20 protein-coding genes, 1 tRNA gene and 2 pseudogenes are annotated in these 18,861 nt (G+C 24.4%); 16 read left to right on the forward strand and 7 right to left on the reverse strand.

Features of this window, described 5'->3' with window-relative positions:
* Nucleotides 1-176: 176 nt before the first annotated feature.
* Complete coding sequence (locus SDAV_RS09930) at nucleotides 177-776, forward strand: hypothetical protein (RefSeq protein ID WP_245938404.1); 600 nt, start codon at nucleotides 177-179, stop codon at nucleotides 774-776.
* Nucleotides 777-855: 79 nt separating this feature from the next.
* Here SDAV_RS09930 and rplA read toward each other — a convergent pair whose 3' ends face one another.
* The 4 genes from rplA to SDAV_RS09945 form a co-directional block, all read right to left on the reverse strand.
* A complete protein-coding gene (rplA, locus tag SDAV_RS09935; protein ID WP_114565455.1) occupies nucleotides 856-1,542 on the reverse strand; it encodes a 50S ribosomal protein L1 in 687 nt (228 codons plus the stop codon).
* Nucleotides 1,543-1,544: 2 nt separating this feature from the next.
* Complete coding sequence (gene rplK / locus SDAV_RS09940) at nucleotides 1,545-2,036, reverse strand: 50S ribosomal protein L11 (RefSeq protein WP_186823378.1); 492 nt, start codon at nucleotides 2,034-2,036, stop codon at nucleotides 1,545-1,547.
* An 84-nt stretch (nucleotides 2,037-2,120) separates the two neighbouring features.
* On the reverse strand, nucleotides 2,121-2,288 hold the full coding sequence (locus SDAV_RS12290) for a hypothetical protein (RefSeq protein ID WP_186823379.1): 168 nt from the start codon (nucleotides 2,286-2,288) through the stop codon (nucleotides 2,121-2,123).
* 430 nt (nucleotides 2,289-2,718) lie between these two features.
* Nucleotides 2,719-3,807 carry a DDE-type integrase/transposase/recombinase gene (locus SDAV_RS09945; RefSeq protein ID WP_114565457.1) on the reverse strand — a complete coding sequence of 363 codons (1,089 nt, stop codon included), beginning with the start codon at nucleotides 3,805-3,807 and terminating at the stop codon, nucleotides 2,719-2,721.
* Nucleotides 3,808-3,931: 124 nt separating this feature from the next.
* Between SDAV_RS09945 and SDAV_RS12720 the strand changes: the two genes are divergently transcribed.
* Nucleotides 3,932-4,339 (forward strand): lipoprotein, encoded by a 408-nt coding sequence (locus SDAV_RS12720; RefSeq protein ID WP_222611552.1) that lies wholly within the window; start codon nucleotides 3,932-3,934, stop codon nucleotides 4,337-4,339.
* Nucleotides 4,340-4,350: 11 nt separating this feature from the next.
* Here the strand turns inward: SDAV_RS12720 and SDAV_RS09955 are convergent.
* Nucleotides 4,351-6,500 (reverse strand): annotated as a pseudogene (locus tag SDAV_RS09955) (spiroplasma phage ORF1-like family protein).
* A gap of 92 nt (nucleotides 6,501-6,592) precedes the next feature.
* On the opposite strand from SDAV_RS09955, the pseudogene SDAV_RS12725 reads away from it, so the two are divergent.
* Nucleotides 6,593-6,709 (forward strand): annotated as a pseudogene (locus SDAV_RS12725) (IS30 family transposase); the annotation flags it as partial.
* 390 nt (nucleotides 6,710-7,099) lie between these two features.
* On the opposite strand, the gene SDAV_RS09960 reads toward SDAV_RS12725, so the two are convergent.
* The gene (locus tag SDAV_RS09960) at nucleotides 7,100-8,083 is read right to left on the reverse strand and encodes an IS30 family transposase (RefSeq protein WP_114564589.1); all 984 of its coding nucleotides are present in this window, start codon (nucleotides 8,081-8,083) and stop codon (nucleotides 7,100-7,102) included.
* A 309-nt stretch (nucleotides 8,084-8,392) separates the two neighbouring features.
* Between SDAV_RS09960 and SDAV_RS09965 the strand changes: the two genes are divergently transcribed.
* The 7 genes from SDAV_RS09965 (at nucleotide 8,393) to SDAV_RS09995 (ending at nucleotide 15,524) form a co-directional block, all read left to right on the forward strand.
* Nucleotides 8,393-8,731, forward strand: a complete 339-nt coding sequence (locus SDAV_RS09965) for a hypothetical protein (RefSeq protein ID WP_114565458.1) — start codon at nucleotides 8,393-8,395, stop codon at nucleotides 8,729-8,731.
* The gene (locus tag SDAV_RS09970; RefSeq protein WP_186823380.1) at nucleotides 8,724-10,187 is read left to right on the forward strand and encodes a PBSX family phage terminase large subunit; all 1,464 of its coding nucleotides are present in this window, start codon (nucleotides 8,724-8,726) and stop codon (nucleotides 10,185-10,187) included. The genes SDAV_RS09965 and SDAV_RS09970 overlap by 8 nt, the downstream gene beginning before the upstream one ends.
* 1 nt (nucleotide 10,188) lies before the next feature.
* Complete coding sequence (locus SDAV_RS09975; protein ID WP_053390862.1) at nucleotides 10,189-10,374, forward strand: hypothetical protein; 186 nt, start codon at nucleotides 10,189-10,191, stop codon at nucleotides 10,372-10,374.
* A complete protein-coding gene (locus SDAV_RS09980; RefSeq protein ID WP_114565460.1) occupies nucleotides 10,367-11,713 on the forward strand; it encodes a hypothetical protein in 1,347 nt (448 codons plus the stop codon). Before SDAV_RS09975 ends, SDAV_RS09980 begins: the two co-directional genes overlap by 8 nt.
* The gene (locus SDAV_RS09985; protein ID WP_114565461.1) at nucleotides 11,694-14,672 is read left to right on the forward strand and encodes a hypothetical protein; all 2,979 of its coding nucleotides are present in this window, start codon (nucleotides 11,694-11,696) and stop codon (nucleotides 14,670-14,672) included. The genes SDAV_RS09980 and SDAV_RS09985 overlap by 20 nt, the downstream gene beginning before the upstream one ends.
* Before the next feature lie 77 nt (nucleotides 14,673-14,749).
* Nucleotides 14,750-15,277, forward strand: coding sequence for a lipoprotein (locus SDAV_RS09990; protein ID WP_114565462.1), 528 nt, complete (start codon nucleotides 14,750-14,752; stop codon nucleotides 15,275-15,277).
* 1 nt (nucleotide 15,278) lies between these two features.
* Nucleotides 15,279-15,524: a hypothetical protein gene (locus SDAV_RS09995; RefSeq protein ID WP_114565463.1), complete on the forward strand. Its 246-nt coding sequence runs from the start codon at nucleotides 15,279-15,281 to the stop codon at nucleotides 15,522-15,524.
* 333 nt (nucleotides 15,525-15,857) lie between these two features.
* On the opposite strand, the gene SDAV_RS10000 is transcribed toward SDAV_RS09995, so the two are convergent.
* Nucleotides 15,858-15,948: transfer RNA gene (locus SDAV_RS10000), tRNA-Ser, on the reverse strand.
* A 214-nt stretch (nucleotides 15,949-16,162) separates the two neighbouring features.
* Here SDAV_RS10000 and SDAV_RS10005 point away from each other — a divergent pair.
* The 6 genes from SDAV_RS10005 to SDAV_RS10025 all read left to right on the forward strand — a co-directional run bounded on the left by SDAV_RS10005 (nucleotide 16,163) and on the right by SDAV_RS10025 (nucleotide 18,849).
* Complete coding sequence (locus SDAV_RS10005; RefSeq protein WP_114565464.1) at nucleotides 16,163-16,561, forward strand: hypothetical protein; 399 nt, start codon at nucleotides 16,163-16,165, stop codon at nucleotides 16,559-16,561.
* A 99-nt stretch (nucleotides 16,562-16,660) separates the two neighbouring features.
* Nucleotides 16,661-17,212 carry a hypothetical protein gene (locus SDAV_RS10010; protein ID WP_114565465.1) on the forward strand — a complete coding sequence of 184 codons (552 nt, stop codon included), beginning with the start codon at nucleotides 16,661-16,663 and terminating at the stop codon, nucleotides 17,210-17,212.
* Nucleotides 17,181-17,432, forward strand: coding sequence for a hypothetical protein (locus SDAV_RS10015; protein ID WP_114565466.1), 252 nt, complete (start codon nucleotides 17,181-17,183; stop codon nucleotides 17,430-17,432). Before SDAV_RS10010 ends, SDAV_RS10015 begins: the two co-directional genes overlap by 32 nt.
* Complete coding sequence (locus SDAV_RS10020) at nucleotides 17,384-17,866, forward strand: hypothetical protein (RefSeq protein WP_151202534.1); 483 nt, start codon at nucleotides 17,384-17,386, stop codon at nucleotides 17,864-17,866. Before SDAV_RS10015 ends, SDAV_RS10020 begins: the two co-directional genes overlap by 49 nt.
* Entirely contained in the window at nucleotides 17,820-17,990 is a 171-nt protein-coding gene (locus SDAV_RS12295; protein WP_186823381.1) for a hypothetical protein, read from the forward strand. The genes SDAV_RS10020 and SDAV_RS12295 overlap by 47 nt, the downstream gene beginning before the upstream one ends.
* Nucleotides 17,991-18,660: 670 nt before the next feature.
* Nucleotides 18,661-18,849, forward strand: coding sequence for a hypothetical protein (locus SDAV_RS10025; protein WP_114565468.1), 189 nt, complete (start codon nucleotides 18,661-18,663; stop codon nucleotides 18,847-18,849).
* Nucleotides 18,850-18,861: the final 12 nt, after the last annotated feature.

Raw genomic sequence — 18,861 nt, forward strand, 5'->3', positions numbered from 1 at the left:
ATTACTAAACAGAATAACATAAAAAATGAAAAATTTTGGTAAATTTAAAGTTTAAGATCCTAAGGAGAAAAATATTTTGAAATTAGAGATATAAGTTACATAGTAATTTAATTTGTAATTATGGTATAATGTTAAAATAACTTATATAAAATCTAGTATTGTATAAAAAGGCTAAAATGTATAAATTATCAAAGTATAGTAAAAAATTAAAAATAATAATTATCACTTTAATGATTTTCTTAATTATTGTCCCAATCTCTGGTGTCATCATAGATTTATGTGACAGAATGATTAATTATGATTATTTTAAACCAAGTAAAAATGGACATAGTGAAAAAACAATTGATCAATTAATTGCATGATTATTTTTTGCTTTCACAAATTGGTATGCTTTATATTGTGTTATTTACGCCACAGTTTTTCTTGCAAGATTAGGATATAAAAATGAACCTTCAGAATTTAAAAAATTTATTATAACTCCAATTATTGCATTTATCTTATTTGGTATTTTTTCATATTATGAACAACATGATTTTAAATATTTTATTAAAAGAATTAATTACTTTAGTTTAATATTACCAATTTTATATATTATATTTTCATGAACCAGACTAGTGATATATGTTGAATGTCATGATTATGCTCCAACAGATGGAAGAATAATGTGATGAAATAGCTACAAAATTTTAAACCCCTATCTTCATCCAGTTTTAGCACCATTAATTATTAGTACTCTTTTCAGGCATTGGAATTTATGGCGTTTCAACTTTAGTTAGTTATCTAGCATTATTTTCGTTAAGAACTAAAAAGAAACAAAAAAAGAAAAAGATTAACAATTGTTAATCTTTTTCTTTTTTATAATTCAATTAAAACTTTAATTCCTGGTCCCATTGTTGTTGTTATAGCAATATTTTTAATATATGCTCCCTTAACAACCGCTGGTTTTGCCTTACGAATTGTTTCATAAATTACATCATAATTAGCTTTTAAATCTTCAACTTTAAATGATGCTTTTCCAATAATTGAATGAATGTTCCCATTTTTATCAACACGATATTTAACTTTTCCTTTTTTAACATCACCAATTGCTTTAATAACATCTGGAGTAACTGTTCCTGTTTTAGGGTTTGGCATTAATTCTTTTGGCCCTAATAATTTTCCAATTTTTCCTAATTCTGCCATAATATCTGGTGTTGCGATAATAACATCATAATCAAATCAGTTTTCTTTTTGAATTTTTTCAATTAAATCTTTACCACCAACAAAATCAGCACCTGCTGCTTTAGCATCAGCTTCCTTGCTATTTGTTAAAACTAAGATTCGTTGTGTTTTTCCTGTTCCTTTTGGTAACACAACAGCTCCACGAATTTGTTGGTCAGCATGACGTGGATCAACGTTTAAATTAAAAGCAACTTCAACGGTTGAGTCAAATTTTGTTGTTGCAGTTTGTTTTGCTAATTCAATTGCTTCTGCAATTGGGTATACCTTATTTTTATCAACTAATTCAGCAACTTTATTATATTTTTTACCAAATTTTGCCATTCTTAGTTTTTCTCCTTCTTACTTGGCATACCTTCAACAACAATCCCCATATTACGAGCAGTTCCTTCAATAATTTGCATTGCTGCTTCAACATCATTTGCGTTTAAATCAACAAGTTTATATTCAGCAATTTTGCGAACTTCATCAGCTGAAATTGTTGCTACTTTTTCATCTTTTGCCTTTGCTGATCCCTTTTGGATTTTTGCTGCTTTTTTTAATAAAATCGCTGCTGGTGTTGTTTTTAATTCAAATTTAAATGTCTTATTATCAAAAGCAGTAATAACAACTGGAACAACATCACCTATTCGTTCTTTTGTTGCATCATTAAACTGTGTACAAAATTGAGGCATATTAATTCCTAATGAAGCTAATTCTGGCCCTGGTTTTGCTTGTCCTGCTTGAAATTCTAATTTTGCAATTCTTGTAATTCTTGCCACGAGCAATTTCCTCCTTTTAATTAAATTCTCGCTGTGGTCCAAACGTAATGTTACCATTACTACCACATTTAAACATATTCTAAATAATAGAATAAATGCCTAATTAATTATAACAATAAAAAAATAAAAAACAACTTTATTTTATTCAAGAATACTACATGTTGAAGCAATTGTACTAGTAATTCCAGCTGAAATAGCGCTAAGAAAGGCAATAGTGGCGACAAGAGGGGGAAATAATAAGGAAAGACCCGCTGAAATTCCTAAAACACTAGCAGTTAAAAACCCATAATTACTACAATCTGTTAACACATTAAAATTGTTATTAGAATGCGAACGATTACATATTAAATCTAAATTATCTTGATATTTTTTTATTTGTTGTTTTAATTGATTAATTTCTTGCTCAATATCTGATTTTCAATAATAAATTTTTTTAACTGCAATTGAATTTTAATTATGTTAATAATATTAGTAATGTAGTATACCACACACATTTTAAAGATTACAAGAAAATAACAAAAATAATAAAAATATTTATTTATAATAAAAAAATATCATAAAATAAATAAATAAAAAATATAAAATTAAACACACTAAAAAATAATTTATTAAATTTTAATTAATAAATACATATTTTATTATTTTAATAACATATTTTATGAGTTAATTTACATATTATTAATTAATTAAAATATAATAAACTTATTTAGTTTAAACACAAAAACTTAATAATTTAAAATTATTTAATTAAACTTAAACTATTCAAAAAATTAAATGGTGCCTGAAAATTTAAAGACTTATGTACTCTTTCAAAATTATAAAAATAATAATAATCATTTAATTTATTCTGTAAACTAACTGCATTTAATATTTTTTCTTCAAATACAAATAATTTAGTATAATTTTGATGAAATATTTCAATCTTACCGTTTGACTGTGGAGAGCGAACTGGTGTTGTTTGATGCAAAATATTTTTATCTGTTAAAAATTGAGTAAAATTAGTCTTTTTAAAACTAATTTTTTGATTATTACGATAATTATTAATAAATTCAGAACCGTTATCAGTTCTAATCCGTGTTATTATAATATCAAATATATTTTTAAAATCACTAATTGCTTTTTTAACAGCATCAATAGCATTATCAGTACTTAATTTATCATAAACATATCCTAATGCTAATCTTGTTTTTTCATCAATAAAATCATAAACATAATACTTTTTATCAACTGGAAATTTACTTGGTACAAAATATTTAGCGTCCATCTGTAACAAACCTATTTCTTTAACTTCATATCTTGGATGTTGTTTTTTAATTTCTTTAATTTTATTTTTTATTTTTAATCATCTTTCATCTTTTTTAAGTAAACGAAAAAATGTTTTTAAATTTTTTGGTGCTTTATTTTTTAATTCTTCTCCATGAATTCCTTTTTTTAAATTATAAAACAAAGATAAAACACCACCAGCATGTTTATTACAATATTCAAAATATAAATCACAAATAATTTTGCGAATATCATCACTATATTGATAATTAATATTATTAGGAATTGTTGACTTTAATAATAATTCAGCAAAATCATTATTTTTATATGCAATTAAAATTTTATTCGCTCAATAATAAAAAGTTGAAAACTTATTTTTAAAATATTTTTTAATTAAATCTTTCAAAAAAAAATTACCATTATAATAATCATTACACAAATTAATATATGAAAATATTTTTTGTTTTATTCTTTTATAATATTTATTTTTATAATTTTTACTTAAAAAATTCTTTAATTTTGCTTGTAAATCAAACAAATTAAAATTATTAATAATATATTTCATTATTTTACACCTACCATCAAAAATATATAAAATTAATATTTAATACAAATAATTGATATATAATTGATATGTGATGAAATCAATTATATATAAATATATAAAACAATAAAAAGGAGCAATATATATGAAAAAATGACTTAGCATAATAGGAGCAATTTGATTAACCGCAACAAGCACAACAACATTAATCAGTTGTAAAAAAGAAAATAATAATGAAAACGGGGGAGGTAATAATCCACAACAACCACCAAAAGATAGTAATTGAAAATTAATTACTGATTATAATTGACTTAAAGATAATTTTGATAATAAATATTATTTTGTAATTTGGAAACAATCTTATAGTAAAGAATGAGAAATAATGAAATTTAAACATAATATACGTTATGATATGAAAATAGAAAGTTACATTAAAAATAATTCTTTTAAAGGTCTTTATCGTTGAGATGGTGATGGTGAACCACAAACACCAACTATTGACAAAAATACTGGTGAAATTACTGACTGAAAAAAACAAAAAGGAACTGAATAACAGTTCCTTTTTTATATTAATCGCACAAATTTCATAAAAATAATTAATAAAAAGATATTTGTTATTGTACTATACAATGCGGGATTAAATTTTCATACTTCAAATATTTGACTAAAAAAACTATATACTATTTCAAAAATCTTACCAACACCACTCGCTAACTCATTAACTTGTTTAACACCAGGAATAGTATTGACAATTCAAATCACCGCATTTTTAATATGAGCACCAAAATCTCATCAACCCTCTGGCGTTACATATTGCACTTGTCATCATTGTTTATCGGGGAACAACCCACCATTATTAATCTCTTGTCAGTTATAAATCCCAAAATTAAAATCATAATATCAGTACATATCATTCTCTTTTTGTGCTTGCAATTCAAAAACATTATAACCGATTTTTTGTTCTTCAATTTTTTTATACTTTAAACCATATTTATCTTTTAAAGCATCTTCAAAAACATAACCCGAATTTGAGTTAATATTATAATTATTAGCAACCGAAAAATCATAATTAAAAACACTACCATAATTATTAATCGTATAAAACCGATTTTTAAATGATGAATATAATTTAATATCTAATTGCTTATATTTATCCGAAAAATAAAAATATCGTGGGTAAATTTTAAAACCATTATTTACTGACAAACCATATTTTTTATTATAACCTTGAACATAAGTATTATTTTCTAAATCAAAAATCGTACGTAAATAATTAGTATAAAATTTCTGTGAAATCTTAAACATACTATTTAATAATTTATCAAATTGTAATTTATCGTTAATATTTTCACTCAACAAAATATTATTAAAATTTTGTAATTTCAACGCAAAAAAGTTAACTAAAACAGTATCATATTGTAAATTATCAATATATCCATTTTCAATAAAAGAACTACGATTTTGAAACACTGGCACCAATGCACTTGCAAAAAACGACTGTAAAAAATTAGATAAATCAAACTGACCGCTAAACTGTTGATAATACTTTAAATCTTTACTATTTAATGATGAATAAATTGAACCATTAAAATTAAAAACTTCACCCATTCACGTTCGCATAAAACTAAAATTAAAACTTAAATCATCATTATTAATATTATTTAACTCTAAACTTAAACTACCAGAAATAATTAAATTTGCTTCATCAACAGTCAAAATCATCCGATAAATTGCTTTTTTAATATTTTTAACATCCAATTCATCAACCGTCTCAAAATCAAAAATTATCCGCTTTGTACCAACCTTATTCGAATTTTCATAATCCGCACTACCACCTTGCTGAACTCTAATATTTTCTTGCAAAACAGAATATAAAGATAAATCAATAAATTCTTTTACGCGAGTTTGTTGATAACTATTTCAGTCAGTAATTTCACCACCACTAGTTATTTCTGGTGTTTTGGGTTCACCAACGCCATCTCAACGATAAAGACCTTTAAAAGAATTATTTTTAATGTAACTTTCTATTTTCATATCATAACGTATATTATGTTTAAATTTCATTATTTATCATTCTTTACTATAAGATTGTTTCCAAATTACAAAATAATATTTATTATCAAAATTATCTTTAAGTCAATTATAATCAGTAATTAATTTTCAATTATCTTGGTTTAACGTAACTCTTGGATAATGAACTAATTTATAACGGTCAACATTTTCCACAATTTTTTTCGATACATTAAACATCTTATATTTAACGGCAAAAGCATAAATAAAATCAGTTAAATCATTCAAAAAATTCTCTTTTTTAACATCATAAAATTTATCAACCATATACTTATTTTTTAAACTATGTCATTGTCGATAATAATTTAAAAATACTTCATTAGGTTATCATAAACAACTCCCGTTGAATAACTATCTTGTAAAAAATCCAAATACCATTTATCATTAAAAGATAATTTTTTTGATGTTTTTAAAGTTGGATTAATAAAATAATTTGTTTCCGACCAATTTTCAAAAAAACTACTGCGTAAAAACATTGTATTAATAAAATCAGTTTCATTAATACCTTTATCAGTACTATTCTCTTGTTTAAGCATATAATGCTCCTCATTTAAGGGTCTAAACGCCGTTAAAGTAATAAATGAAATAACCAAACCCAAAAAACTTAAAATAAATATGGCAAATAAAGATGATAACTTACGCATTATTCTTTACCACCTTTCTTATTTTTAAAATTAATTATAAATAAAATACATCAAACTAATTCAAATCAAAAAAACAAATTTGCAAATAACATAATAGTGAATTAAGATATTGATTTCCTAAGGGAACTGATTTTAATAATGTTAGTCAGAAAAGAATAAATTGAGTAGTTAATGTTATAAATGATAAACTCCGACCGTGTTTAAATTAAATAAGTGCTAAAAAATGTTTTTGCAGAATATATAAACAATAAATATTTAAAAATGTATATTAAATTATAAAATATGTTATTAAAATAATAAAATATGTATTTATTAATTAAAATTAATAAATTATTTTTTAGTGTGTTTAAATATGGATAAAATAAAAATTAAAATATTTTTAATTTTTTTAAATTTATGGTTGATTTTTGTAATTTTTATTATATTATGTATTATGTAAATTCAAGTAGCAAAATCTGTCTCTTGTTAATTTGATAATAACATCATTTTTAACAAATGCAACTCTTTTTTTAAAAAAATAAAATATTTTATAAATATAGCTTAATTTAACCATATTTAAGCACACTAAAAAAGCATTTATTAAATTTTAATTAATAAATTTACTTAATATTCTGTAAAAACATTTCTTTTGCACTTATTCAATTTAAACACGGTCGGAGTTTATCATTTATAACATTAACTACTCAATCAATTTGTTTTTGACTAACATTATTAAAATCAGTGTCCTTAGGAAAGCGTTTTCTAAATTCACGGTTAATTCTTTCAATTAAGGGTTTTTGTTTTGGTGAACCAGGGTCACAATAATAAACATTAGAACCAGTAATCTTTTCCATCTCTTCAAATTTACTAAATTCTTTACCTCTATCTGTTATTATTCCTTTAATTTTTCCAATTAAATTATTACTTATAACAATATCTTTAAACTTTTCTACAACTTCATTAGCAGTATGATTTTCTAATTTCATAGCAAAGTATTTTTTACTTGATTGTTCTACTAAAACTAAAACAGCAGATTTATGGTCTTTTCCAACAACTGTATCCGCTTCAAGTCATCCAACATTAGAAACTTTATTTTCAATATCTCAAATTGACTTAAATCTTTCATCTAATTTGCCACGATTATCAGGTCTTTTCTTTGTTCTATTTCTTCTACCACCATTTAATAAATTTTTCTTTAACAAACCCAAAAGACCTAAATAAATTCATTTATACAATGTTTTTACACAAACGGGAAATTTAATCCCAAACTTTATTAAAAAACGCTGAATAATTTCTGCTGGTGAATCATGATAAGCATTAAATCTCAGATGAATGAAATTTAATTGCTCTTCTGTAAATTCAGGTAGTTTTTTAATACATTTTTTACGCTTTTTATAATAATCTTTTTGTGCTTCTATTGCTATATAATCTTCTATATTTTTAAATCGCTTAATTTCTCTTTTAACAGTATTCACACTGCGATTTGTTTGTCTTGCAATTTCAGATAAATTAAGCGTACCATTTTTCTTTTTACAACTATCAGATAAAAATAAATCCTTAAATAAATTTCGTTCATCATATTTTAGATGTGTATAATCTTTCATATATTCTGTCTCCAATCTTTTTAAAATTATTTATACACTATTTTTAAAAAACTATTGACAATTATTTTTAAAGTTATACAATTAATTTATAACAAGTTGCGAATATCTGTCTCTATACTTGTTTTACAAAAAAAGACTTGAAAAAGTCTTTTTTTAATTGTAAAATAAACATAATAAAAATAATATTAAGTTCTTTAATACATTTTGCTAAGTTTTTAGTTCTTGATAAGTTTGATAGGTTTTTATACTCTTTTATTTAACCATATTGTTTAAATAATAGCAATTTTAATATGCAAAAAGGAGTAAAAAATGGTAACTTTTAAGACTATTTCAAGTAAAACTAAGGCATTTTTGAAGAAAAAAGACACCAAATTAAGCAATAAAAGAGCATATTTATACTATTTAAAACTACCATTTGATAATTGACAAGATGAAGTTGATACAAAAACCGCTTATTTTATTAAAAATACAATAAATCAATTAGAAATAGAATTGGAATTGGCTTTATTAAATGACAAATATGGCGGGGGGAAGAAAATATATGTTGAGAAATATGTTAAAGATACAAATATAAATAATGCTAATATTGTTATTAATTTTGATAATGTTGATTTACCTAAAATAAATGAGGTGATTAAAGATGCTTAAACATTTTTTACATTTAGATGAAATTCCAAGATGATTTTATCAACAACATGTTCCTAATGCACCGTGAAAAGAAATATATAATCCTGCTGATGAATATAATGAAATAGGAAGTCGTTATAGTGCTAAAACTTTTATGATAAAAGATAATGTAGTTGGCAAATGCTGTGCTATATCATTATTGGTTGGTAAGCCAATATTTATTATTGCTGTTATGAAAATGAATAAAGATATTAGAAATGGAGTATTTAAAAATATTCAAAATACTCTTAATGATATGAATATTAATTATAAAGTTAATTTATCTGAGAATTCTTTTACATTAGATAATGGTACTTATATTATTTGTAAAGGTTTACATTCACAAACTAAAAGAGAAAAATTAAAAGCATTTGCTGATTTAAATAATTATGAATTTGCTATTGAATGAAGAGAAGAAGCAGACCAATTAACAAAAGATGATATGAGTGAATTAAAATATGCTATTCGTGGTGCTAAAAGAAAATTTATTATTAATTCATCTAATCCTGAATCATTACACCGTTATATTATTAAATATTGTAATGAAATAATGTTATTTAATGAACAAATATTATTATCTAAATATCCTGATCAAATAGGTAAATTTAAAATTAATTATTATGAAAAGAATAAAAAACTTACTAAAACAGTAATAATACATTATTCTAGTTGAAGACTTAATCCTTATTTAGATGATAATGTAATTCTTGACCAATTAGAAACAGAAAAATTAGACCCAGTTAGAGCAAGAGTATGAAGTTGAGGATTACCTGGGCAAGTACAAGGTGCTGTTTTTGCTAGATATCTTAAATTTACTAAATTAACTTGAAATTTTGACAAAATATTAGGTGGTGTTGATTTTGCCCAAGCAGATAGTCCTAATGGACATAAAACAAGTGCTAGTTTATGAGTATATAATTCAACTTTAAAAAAAGTACATAAAATAGGTAAATATACACATTCTAATGCAACAATGGAATATAAAGATACATTTGAACAAGCAAATGATATTATTCAATTTTATTTATCTAGTTTAAAAAATAGTACTATTTTTATTGAAAGTGGTTTAACTATTAATGTTGATTATGGTGCTGGTGGTAGAGCATTTATTGATGTTCTTAATAAAGAAAAAATAAAATATAGATATGGTAAATTATTAAGATTTGAAGAAGTTGATAAAAGTATCTGGTCAGTTACTAATAGAGTTAATTCATTTATTGCAGCAATGATTAGTGATAAAATGACCCATGATTTAATACTAGAAGAAAGTAATACTGAATATCCAATGATTCAATGAAAAGAAAAACCTAATGGTGGAAAAGAAGAAATAGTTGATTTATATGATGATGAATTTGATGCTGATTATTATGCATTATCAGAATATATAAGAGAGATTGTTCAATCATCAACTAATAGATTAATAAGGGAGTATATTTAAAATGTATATATATTTAATTGATATGGATAAAATTATTGGAAAATATAAAAAGAATGTTCCTAAAAATAATATTTTTGTTTATAAATATAAAAATGATTATAAAGTTTTAAAAGTAGATAAAGTAGAAAAAGACAGTAAGATATTAATTTGTCATCTTGCTAGATTAGGAGTAAATAAAAATGAATAATAATATAAATAATTGATTATCATTTAATAATCGTGATTGAAAAATAAATGTGCCTTTAATTGTTGCACAAAGAAAAGTAAGAATGGAAATTGGGCGTGGTTTACTTTGTGATAGTGAAAATGAACAAGCATTAATACATTGACAAAATTGATATCATAAAAGAAAAATTTATGAAAAATTAATTAAAATGTCATGAACTAAATCATTATTAGGTGTTGCTGTTATGTTTATATATGAAACACATGATGGTGATTTAGATGTTATGTTAGGAACAGCATTATTTACTAATTTTGTATCAAAAATTAATGAAGAAGAGCAAGCAGCAGATATTTGAATATTACCAAATCAAGATGATACTGGTTATATCTTTCATGTTGTTATTAATGATAAATATATTCAAATTGATTCATATCCTAATGATGAAAATACTCAAGCAGGTGCAACTACTGGAAAAATAGATAAAAGTTTAAGAATTGAAAAAAGAACTTATATTAATAAATTAGGTCGTTTTCCATTAATTCAAATTCCTAATTTTATTCGTGCTAATCAACAAGGTCAAGCATCAAGTACAATGTTAAATGCTTATCCCGATATTTACCCTACTATGTGATTAATTGAAGATTTACAAGATAATTTATTTATTAAAAAGAAAACAAGAAGATTTTCACGAGCAAGAGGTTATATTCAAGCAACAAGTGAAGAAATAGATAATGTAAAAAAGAATAAAAAATCTTGAAATGATTATGAAAGTGATTTTGTTATTCAAAATGTATTAAATAACTATGATGAAAAAGGTGGTGGATCAACTGTTAATTATACTCAAGGACAATATAACTCAAATGATTATAATTTAGATACTGATCATATTTTAAAAAATGTTTTTCGTGGTATTGGTTTAAGTTGACAAGCAGATGAACAAGGAACTTATACTAATCAAAATCAAACATTAATTATGCAAGCAGAAGATATTGAATCACAAGCAGTATGACAAGATTTTTTATTAGATTATTTATATCGTTTATTTGATTGTTGATGAATATTTCATAAATATTGAATTGCTGAAAATAGTAATTGAGATAAAATTGAACGCCCCTATTCATTAAAATTTAAACCAGCAGGAATTATTGACCAAATGCGTTTAGTTGATGTAAATAATACAAGAATAGAAAATGGTACTATGTCTCGTGCAAAATATATTCATATTGTTGATAGTATTCCTATGACATTTGCAATAAAAGAAGTTGAAAAAATTGATAAAGCACAATTAGAAACTAATTCTAAATTTGATTTAGAAAATGATAATACAGGTGGTATAAAAGATGAATTTAAACAAAAATAATAGTAAAGAATTAATACAAATTAATAATCAAGTATTATATACTGCAATGAGAATGGCATCTACTGATAGTAAAGTTATTAAGCGTAAAATCCAAGAATTAGATAAATGATTTATTTTTCCTTTTGTAATTACTAATGGGGTTATTCCATTAACTACAAGTGGATATAAACCAATTAATAGTATTCCGCAAGATTATTCAGATTTTACTTTAGCAATTACTGGTAATGCTACTATTATTGCTCAATGAAAAAATGCTTTTAAATTAAAACAAGTTAATAAAGGAACAGAAGAAAAAAACTTTAAAGATGCTGATAATTTTTATACTAAAATTATTAATCCAATGCATTATCCTACTAATCGTGGTGATATGTATGAAGCATATTTACAAAATAGTACAAGTGGTGCATATTTTTCATCGCAAGGAACGCCTGACCCTATTTTTCAAGGTATTTCAACTCAAAGACAATATACTTTATTATCAACAGATAAACAATTTGGTCAAAATGATGAATTAAACCTTTATGTTGTTTTAAATAAAAATAATGAAAATATTGGTGGAGAAACTATTAATACTTATGAATATAATCAATCTATTCAATGATTATATATTTCTAATATTACAGATTACTATGATCCTTTTGATAATAAAAAGTTTTTATTTCAAGAAATTACATTTAGTAGTGTTAATGACCATTTATCTAAATCAGGTATGGCAATATGACAAAAAATACAACATGGTGCTATTGGTGAAGGTTATTTTTTCCCAAGAATTATTAATGGAATTGTTGATTATGACCCAGTTTTAGCCGAAGATGTTGGTGTTAAATGAATTGATTTAAAAGTATTAGGTTTAACTGCTTTTAGTTCTTTAACTGTTATTGGTCGCCCTATTAAATCAGGACAAATTAATAAAAGAGTATATCAACCACGAGATTTATTATTTTCAGATGAATTAAGTGGAATGCCAGATACTTTATTAACTAATTCTAATCCTGCTAATGTTTTATATAATTTACAAGGATTAAAACCATCTAATCAAACTACTTATGGAGAATGAACTAATATTTTTAATGCATTAGCAGATCCATTAGCAAAGAAAAATGCTGAAGGTGTATTAGGAAGTGATTTAATTGCTACTAGAGCAACAAATCCTAATAAAACACCTTTTTGAGATAGTGGATTACAATTTAAACCTAAAGGTGCTTATGATACGAAACAAATTCGTAAATTTATTTATCAAGACCCAGAATATAAAAAAGTCTCTTTTGGTGTTGCATCATTTGATTATTCACAATTAAAATCTTCATCATTTCATGATATATTAAATGCTAATCGTTATACACATTCATCAATTTCATTATTACCTTGAGATGTTAATGAATTTACTAAATTTAGTCTTAATAATTTACCTATTGTTGGTAAAATAATTTCATTTTTTGATTTAGGTTTACCAGTTAAATTAATGAGTCAAAAAAATACGCAATTAATACCAAAAATAGCACAATTAAATGCTTTTATTGATTATTTAAGTTATGAAATTATTCAAAATAGTTTATGAAAAGATAATAGTGCTGGAAAAGGTAATATTCCTTATGATATGTTTCGTAATGAAACAGAAGACCAAGTTGGTGGTTTAATTGGAAGTAATTCATTAACATTTGGTTGTATGCTTAAATTAACTGATAAAATCAAAACACATTATTATTCTGCAACTGGTCAAGATTTAGGTACAAAAGTTTATTCTACTATTGATTTAGGACAAAATAGAATTAATGTTAATGGTGGTACTGATGAAATTGTAATATTATCACAAGATTTTCAAGCATTAGATAAAGATACACCATTAACTAATTTAGATAATAAATTAGATTTTAATCCAACTACTGATGGAACATTAGAAAGTTATGTAATTGATTTAATTAATTTACAAACTATTGGTAAAACTAATTTTAAAATTACAACATATTCAGAAAATCCATTTACTTTAAATGATAATATTACTGCATTTCAAAATTTTCAAGGTGAATGACAAACAATGGCAAAATTTATTAAACCAAATGGGAATGTACAAGCATGAAATAGTGTTATTAAAACAAGTGCATTAGATTATGATTTATTAGAAGAAACAACATTTTTTTACCCTCAAGCAGTATTGCCACCAGACCCATTTACATATAAACCATATACTGTAAATATATTAGATGCTAATAGAAATTATCCATTAAAAACTAATATTACTGTAAATTCACACTGTATTAATCGTGGTAATTTATTTTTAGATAATTTATATACTTCTTATTATGAATTAGAAGTTGATTTAAAACAAATTAACCCAACAATTACTACTTTAGAACAATTTTTAAATGCTTATTCATCAATTCAATTTAATAATCTTAATAATTTATATGTTTGGTGTATTGAACCAGATATAAAATATTTTATTTCTAATAGAAATGTTAATTTATTAGCTGGGAAAAATAGTTGCAGCAATAATTTAGGTTTATTATCTAACGTAACTTTAAAAAAAGAAGGTTTATCACAACTTGACAATGTTAATTTTAATGGTAGTTTAATTTATGACCTTGCTAATATAAAAGAAAATAAGATGAAAACATTATTTACTGGTGAAACTACTAATACACCAAGTGAAGATTATAAAAGTATTTATTGGACTGAAAAAAATAGTGGTGTTTTTCAGTTTTTATTGAAAATTTCTGATATTTCTGATAATAAAGTTAAAGAAATATATTTACAAGCATATTATACAAATGATATGAAATTAAAAATTAGATTTTCAAAAAAATTGAAACCAGAATTAATATTTTTAGGTGGTGCTGGATATTGACCTTATTTTGGTAATGATAAAGATTTAACAATAGATATTAATAATCACCTTGTTTTAGGTATTAGAAATAAAAGTATTAACCCTATTAGTATTACAGTTATTCCCAAAAGTTAGGTTTTGATACTTGAATATATATATATATATATATATAATTGTGATTGTAAAAGGATTTAATGAAAGGAATTATAATAATGAAAAAGATATTAAGTCTTTTAGGTACAATCACTTTAATTGGAACAAGTACAACAAGTTTAGTTGCTTGTAATAAAACACAAGAATACACACCCGAAGAATTAAAAGAACTAAAAGAAAAGAATAAAATAGATACTACTAACCAAGAAATTAAAGATAATTTAGAATGAATAGCAGCACAAGAAAAACCATTTAATTCTCAGGGAGATTATAAATATTATATAATTGTATGAAAAGGTGCAAAAAACGATAATTGAACAATTAAAAAATATAAAAATATAGGTTATACTGAAAATAATACAATAAATGGTATTATTAGTTATACTAAAATTGACAAGTCATATAGTGGCGCATTTTTATATAGAAATGAATTTGATTTAGCTGCAAATAAAACAAGAGAACATGCGACTTGAATTGAAGATGATGGAACTTTTTTTAAATCAGTTTATTGCTGAAATGGTGAAGAACAAAAATTACCTAATTTAGTTATTGATGATAATGGTAATGTAAAAGTTAAGGGTGAATAAGATGGCAGTTATTAAAAAATCGTTAGATTGTGAGATGCCTGATTGTAAAGATAAGGTATTAGCAAAATTTAAAAAAGATGAAAATGATAATTTAGTTAGACAAATGCAGGGTGATTGACCTGTGCAGTTGTGTATTAATCATTTTAAAGAATTTCAACTAAAACTTAAAGAAACAATGGTATATATGGAAAAGCAAGATAAAGAATATAAAGATATGCTTAATACTATGATTGTTAAAAAGAATTAAAAAAGAGATTTAATATCTCTTTTTTTGTCGGGCAGCTTGCCTGCTCTCTAAGAACACACCAGCAATTTTGTTTCTAGAAGTATTTACCGACTAGACTCTGACCGACAACAACGATAATCTTGTATATCATCATTATAAATAATTTTTGGAAATTTGCAAGAATATATTTTAATTTCATGATTATTTAATAAGTCTAAATATTTATATATAAATATATTTGTTTGTAAATACCTTTATTACGTGTTTTAAGGGGTATATTAGCAATAAAATATATTAAGTTTAGATTTATATTTATGGAGAATTATGAAATTAAGTAAAAAAACTCTAGTTAAATGGCGGAACAGGAGAGATTTGAACTCTCACATCGGTTACCCGACCTAACATCTTAGCAGGATGTCCTCTTGTCCAATTTGAGTACTGTTCCATATGGAAATACTAAAAATGTCGTATTTTACAGCATTTCAATTTTATTATAACACTTTTATGTTATTTGTTTAGTATTTATATATAAAAAGTATTGTATTGGTAAAATAATAGTGTAAAATAAAGTTAATGGTTTAATCTTTTTCCATAAAAAGAGTCTTAACTATAATTTGTTAAAAGTGTTAATCCAACACTTAAATAAGGAGTGCAAAATAATGGCAAATGTAGAAAAAATTAAAGAGATTTTAAATATTGATGATGAAAAAGCACAAGCAGTTAATGAATTATTAGATGCTCAAGCAAAACAAATTCGTGAATCAATTAAAAATCGTGAAGATGTAGTTGAAAAAACAGATTGAGAAACTGTTAATGCTCAATTACAAGAATTAAAAAATAAAAGTAATTTATTAGAAAATGAATTATATTTACAAAATTTTACAGATAAAGATAAAAAAATTATTAGTTCATTAATTGATAATGAAAAATATAATGATTTATCTAAACAAGAAAGAATAAATAAAATAGCAGAAGAATATAATCTAAATCAAGTTGATGGCACTGTTGATGGTGGATCAGTTATTGACCAAATGTTAAAAAAGACAAGAAGAAATTAAATCTAATCGTTTAGAAGAAATTAAAAAAATGGTGCTAAAACTGATGAAGATATTATTGAAATTGCTAAAAATTTACAATGACAATAAGGAGATTAACCTATGGCAAAAATAGGTGGAAAATCAAGTATTGCATTACCTACTCTTTTTCAAATTGGTGGAAATAGTCCAACAGAAAAAGCAATTGGTGATGTTGCAGTTTTACAAATTAAAAAAATTTTAGAAGCAGATAGTCAATATATTGACGCAACAGAAATGATGATGATGTCTGCTAAACAAATTTCAATGGCAGGTCCTTTTGAACAAGGGCAATATGTATTTCCTGAAAGAATGGTTTGAGGAAATGATTATGATACATCTGATGGTGCTGAACAACAATCAGTAGGAGTACGAAGAGCAGTCGTTATGATGGATCAAATGCTAACTTTTAAGTATGATGTTCCTTCATTTGATACTGTTCGTTTTATGGAATCACCTGTTGAAGTAAGAACTAATACAATTGGAGAATGAATGCGTACTATTACTCGTAATTGATATTCAAATATGAATGCAATTTATTTACAAGGAGTTATTGATAGTTGTATTGCAACTGGTCAATATATTATATTACCAATTCCAACAGATGCAGATTCAGCACAACAAACATTTTTATAAAATTAATGATATTGCTATTAATTTAGTACAAAAAATAAATGCATTAATGTTTGGTACTTCAAAAGATGATTTAGTAGTACATGTAGCTATGCCAGCATTTGCTCAATTTACAAAAGCATATACTAAAATCTTAGACCAAATTGCAGCAGATACATTAGCAACTGGTCAATTATGAAGAAAATGATTGTTGGTGTTGATGTATTTGAAAGTTGATATTTAGGTCGCCAATTTAATAAAGGTAAAGAAACTGGAATTAATAAAGACTTAGATTTTAATTTAAACTTTTCACAAACAGTTGGAGCATGAGGATTTATTGGACATAAAGAAGATTGTGCTATGCCACAAGGTTGAAAAAGTATTCAACAAGTAATTAATCAAAATACAGGTAATCTTCGTTATATGGGGCGTGGAATTTTTTCATTACCAACATTTATGCGACAAATGCATTGATTATTTGTAACTGGAACTCCAACAAATAATGATATTACTAATGCTCAAAATAAAAAAGGTTATACATTTGAGTTAGCACCTTGAATAAATTTAGTACCGCCAACACTACCTGCTTTATCAACAGTTATTACAACACCTAATTTAGGTCAAAATTACAATGGTTGGTGATACACCAACAACAGCAGAATTAGAAACTGCTATTAAGACAAAAAATACTAATTATCAAACTGGAGATGCAACATTCTCTAATATTACATCTACTGGCACATTAGCAACTGGAAATCCAAATAAATATAGTGGAACAGTTTCTTTAATTTATTCAAAGTAAGTAGTGCCGTAGATATTCACGATAAAATTAAAAATGTTGATAGTTTAACAAATGATGAAATAATTAAAGGAATTATTGTACCTCAAAAAGTATCAAGTGAAGATTTAAGACCGCTTTTAAATGATAAAGTTTTAAAAGCAGTTAAAGCGGTTGATGCAAGTTTAACAGCAGATGATTATGATTGATGACCGTTATATTATCAAGGTGAACCATCAAGTTATGATATTACTACAACAGATATTTATGTTGATATTTATATTGCTGGTAAAAATAATGCAACTGGTGTATCACAAGTTCAGTATTATAAAGTAAAAAAGTAAATCAAATAAGTATTAAACAATTTAATAAAGATAATATTGGAACTTTAAAAACACCTTGATATAGTGATGTTCCTGATTTAACTAAAAAAAGCAGATGTAATTACTGAAATGAATACTGGTTTTATTTAAAGCAATTCAAAAACTTAATGCTGGTTTAACAACTTCAGATTATATTGTTAATATTTTAGATTATGATCATTCAATATTTAATGATAGAGATGAGGGTAATTTTAGCAATAATGTTTCGGTACCATATAGTTTAATTGGTACAAATTGATTAACTGGTGAAAACAACAGGAATGGAAATTACAGTTCCTGCTGCTACTAAAAAATAAAAAGGAGTGAAAATTATGGCAAATACAATTAAACCAACTTTATTTGGAAATAATCAAATAAAATCAATTAATAATTCAAATCAAGAATGGAGTTTGCAAAAAGTAAATAAATCAATTAAAGAACAAATGGAATTAACTTTAACAGTTGATAATGGTTCAAATAGTGGTTCTATTTCATCTAAAAAACCAACAAAAATTGACTAGGAGGTAGGTAGG

This window comes from Spiroplasma phoeniceum P40 (assembly GCF_003339775.1).
GTDB lineage: Bacteria > Bacillota_I > Bacilli_A > Mycoplasmatales > Mycoplasmataceae > Spiroplasma > Spiroplasma phoeniceum.